At 34.1% G+C, this 3,733-nt stretch carries 5 protein-coding genes; 3 read left to right on the top strand and 2 right to left on the bottom strand.

From position 1 onward, the window contains the following. Positions 1-75 precede the first annotated feature (75 nt). On the bottom strand, positions 76-564 hold the full coding sequence (locus ABID29_RS12170; RefSeq protein WP_354366407.1) for a response regulator transcription factor: 489 nt from the start codon (positions 562-564) through the stop codon (positions 76-78). 12 nt (positions 565-576) lie between these two features. Then, the gene (locus ABID29_RS12165; protein WP_354366405.1) at positions 577-789 is read right to left on the bottom strand and encodes a helix-turn-helix domain-containing protein; all 213 of its coding nucleotides are present in this window, start codon (positions 787-789) and stop codon (positions 577-579) included. A 642-nt stretch (positions 790-1,431) separates the two neighbouring features. Between ABID29_RS12165 and ABID29_RS12160 the strand changes: the two genes are divergently transcribed. The 3 genes from ABID29_RS12160 to ABID29_RS12150 all read left to right on the top strand — a co-directional run bounded on the left by ABID29_RS12160 (position 1,432) and on the right by ABID29_RS12150 (position 3,622). Next, entirely contained in the window at positions 1,432-2,058 is a 627-nt protein-coding gene (locus tag ABID29_RS12160) for a hypothetical protein (protein WP_354366403.1), read from the top strand. A 104-nt stretch (positions 2,059-2,162) separates the two neighbouring features. Then, positions 2,163-2,360 (top strand): excisionase, encoded by a 198-nt coding sequence (locus tag ABID29_RS12155; RefSeq protein ID WP_354366401.1) that lies wholly within the window; start codon positions 2,163-2,165, stop codon positions 2,358-2,360. A gap of 20 nt (positions 2,361-2,380) precedes the next feature. Beyond that, positions 2,381-3,622 carry a site-specific integrase gene (locus ABID29_RS12150; protein WP_354366399.1) on the top strand — a complete coding sequence of 414 codons (1,242 nt, stop codon included), beginning with the start codon at positions 2,381-2,383 and terminating at the stop codon, positions 3,620-3,622. Positions 3,623-3,733: the final 111 nt, after the last annotated feature.

The raw sequence follows: 3,733 nt of genomic DNA, 5'->3' as shown, positions 1-3,733 counted from the left end.
TTATAATTATAAACCATGACATGAGAAAACGAGCATCTCCAACTGCGGAAATGCTCGTTTTTGTCTATTCTGAAACTAGTTTTTGCCCAGCCTCAATTCGATACTGTTATTACTTATTTTTACAGTTCTATTCTCTTTATCTATTCTCATATCTTCTATTATGATTTCATTAAGCTGATCTGTACTTTTCTGATTAAAGTCTGTGAATCTTCTGACCATAGCTTCAACTCTTGCTTTAAGTTCATTAATATTAAACGGCTTCGTTAGATAATCATCCGCACCTTGTTTAAGCCCATAAATTTTCGAATCATCATCGGACTTTGCGGTCAACATTAAAACTGGAACAGTGTATTCTTCTCTTATCATATCCAAAACTTGAAATCCATCAAAATCAGGAAGCATAATATCTAATAAAATCAAGCACAGATTATTTGCACTTCGGATTTTCTTATATCCATCCAATCCGTTATTGGCAATATCTACAGAATATCCGTCTGTGCTTAAACATTTTTTAATTAAATTACATAACGCAATATCATCATCTATAATTATTATCTCTTTCATAACTCCATATACTTATCCAATATAATCATCATCAAATGAAAATACATCATTTGGTGTGCAATCTAAAGCCTTGCATATTTTTTCTAAGTTTTTTAGTGTTATAGGCTTATTCTTTCCCATCTGTGCCATAACGTTGGTGGTAAGATTTGCCATAGCTATTACATCAGTTTTCTTCAAGCCTTTTTGGGCTAACTGTATCCATAACGGTTTATAATTTAATGCCATACTAATCCTCTTTTCTTTTAATACTATATTTATAAGGATTATACCATAAATATTGGTTATATTAAATTTATATTTGAGTATCTGTTTTGTTTTAGACATTTTGTTGTGTCATTCCGTCTTTATTTCGCCATCAATTGCTTGATCCCTTAACTTTTGGCTCCCGATAGTGATAGGTAATCCTTTGATATTATCTCCGGATTTTCCCCCACTTCACACCGTGCATGCGACTTTCACCGCACACGGAGTTCCATCACAAGAAAGATTTTCACGTTTTAACTAAGCCTTACACACTTCGTAACAAATTACTTTTTTCTAAATTAGTAGCAATCCTGCCATTTTTCTAAGCTTATTACATTTCTCAATCTGCTTGACTGTTAAGCCAAGGCAGTTCATTAACGACCTAAGAGATGACCCGTATTTTCTGCGTGGAACAAACACTCAAAAAGCAAGACAAAAAGGAGCTCCTACTACCTACAATCGATTGGCCCTTATGGCAGTATCAGTATTCATGTTGTCACATTGGAGATTATCTGTTACAGTCACAAACTATATTCTCTAAAGAACGCTTTTGGCGTTCTTTTTTTATTATTCTTTTCATCATACATATTAATACTGCAAGATTGATAATAGGAGGATAACAAAATGAAAAACAATCTGCAAAAACAATGTAACAGACTCTATGCTCGCGGGCGTATCGTCAAGCTATTTAAGAAGGAGGAAAAACATCTTTTTACACTATTTATCCGAAACGGAGCAGGACATCGTCATGTCTATCTCAATTTCGAATATGACACTATGATACACGATGTTGAAATTTACCAGCATATCATTCTATCAGCTCATCTTGAGAACTACGATACCGATTACTGCACATTCGAGCAACATTATGTAGCTGATCAGATTAAAGAAGATACGACAGAACTCGCTTCTTATTTTAATGATATCGAAAATCATAGCGGTTTTGCTTACAAAAAATCGTTTTGCAAACTTTATATCTCAGGAATGATTGTTCAAACACGAATTCATCCTGAAAAAGACTGGGCAGAATTGAAAATCCAAGATGTAGAAGGAAATATTATCAAAATGCAGTACAGCAAACGAATGCGAGTTGCGGATAAAAAGTTCGAAGCAGGCGACTACATTTATGCATTTGCGACACCAATCTCCGTAGATAAGAATATCAATGACGAAGAAAGACGATTCGAGAATGTAATTTTGGAAGACATCATAATTGTCGTTGACAGAGAAATTGATCTCTTTACTGATTAAAAATGTTTCTCAAAATTCTTCAATTCCAAAAAGAAAATCTGACATATTATTTTCGAGAAATCGTTCTGGCTAGATTTCAAAAAAATCGGAAGGAGGAACTACTAATGAAAAAAGAAATCCCTTTTTGGTTAAAGACGAATCTGACTATTGAAGAAGCTGCTTCATATTCAAACATCGGAATCAATAAATTGAGAGATTTAACAGTTGATGAAGACTGCGATTTCGTACTTTGGTGCGGCAGTAAACGTCTAATAAAAAGAGAGAAATTCGAACAATTCCTGTCTAATGCTTATTCAATTTAAAAATTGATAAAGGAGAAAAAATGGCACAAAATAGAAGAAAAGACAATAAAAACCGGGTTTTAAAAGACGGTGAATATCAGCGGAAAAACGGAACTTATGAATACAGATGGCGTGACAAAAACGGAAAACGACACTCTGTTTACTCTGAAACTTTGAACGGTCTCCGGAAAGAAAAAGACAAAATTCTGAAAGATCATTTAAATGGTCTCAAAAATGCAAGAAATCTAAAAGTAGACGATATGTTTAAAAAATGGATGAAACTTAAAAAAGGTCTCAAAGATAATACGTTTCAAAACTATATTTATCTCTATAATCAGTTTGTTAAACCAGTTCTTGGAAACGTCTTGATTACAAACTTGAGAAAAACGGATATTCGCTCATTCTACAACTTTTTAGCTGAAGAGCGCAAAGTTAAAATCAATACGATAGACAGTATTCATACTGTTTTGCACCAGGTTCTGGAGATAACGGTCGAAGATAACTTTCTGAACTCGAATCCTTCCGATAATGCTTTAAAAGAGCTCAGACAATCAAGACCTCAGGGGAAAAAAACGAAAAAAGCTCTGACGATTCCAGAACAAAAATTATTTGAATATTATATCGGAAAAAACGGCAAACATTATAGTTGGTACCCCATTTTTACAACTCTGCTCTGGACTGGAATGCGAGTCGGAGAAGCAACAGGTCTCCGCTGGGAAGATATTGATTTTGACAATAATTTAATCCATATCAACCACACATTGGTGTACTATGATACTCGGACTGAAGATGGTTGTACTTATGCAATCAATACTCCTAAGACCGAAAAAAGTAACCGATCAATTCCTTTGCTTCCTAAAGTTAAGGAAGCCCTGCTGATTGAAAAAGAACGCCAAAAAGAATTTGACATTCCTCAAAACTTTGAAGTTGATGGGTACTCCAATTTTGTATTTTTGAATCGATTCGGATCGGTCTTTAACCAAGGTACATTAAATAAAGCTTTAAAAAGAATTATTCGAGACTGCAATTTTGAAGTTCTCGATGGTAAGATAGCAAGTGAAGTAACCCTACCAAACTTTACAAATCACTCATTACGTCATACATTCACAACCCGAATGGTAGAATCAGATGTTAATATCAAAGTTATGCAAGAAATTTTGGGACATTCAGATGTTTCCACAACTATGAATATTTACGCTGAAGCATCTACAGAGTTGAAAGAACGTGAATTGACAAAGATCGGTGAATATTTGTCTACCAGCCTGTCAAACATTGCAAATTAAAATTAAAAATAATAATAGAGGCCGGGCAAAAACTAGCCTCAAAATCAAACCACACCGTGATTTCTGTCTTGAAAACAATCAAGATGAAAGAATCACTGTGTGGTTTTTGAG

Source organism: Streptococcus rupicaprae, assembly GCF_040545225.1.
Classification (GTDB): domain Bacteria; phylum Bacillota; class Bacilli; order Lactobacillales; family Streptococcaceae; genus Streptococcus; species Streptococcus rupicaprae.
This window is presented reverse-complemented; position numbering and strand designations above follow the sequence as displayed.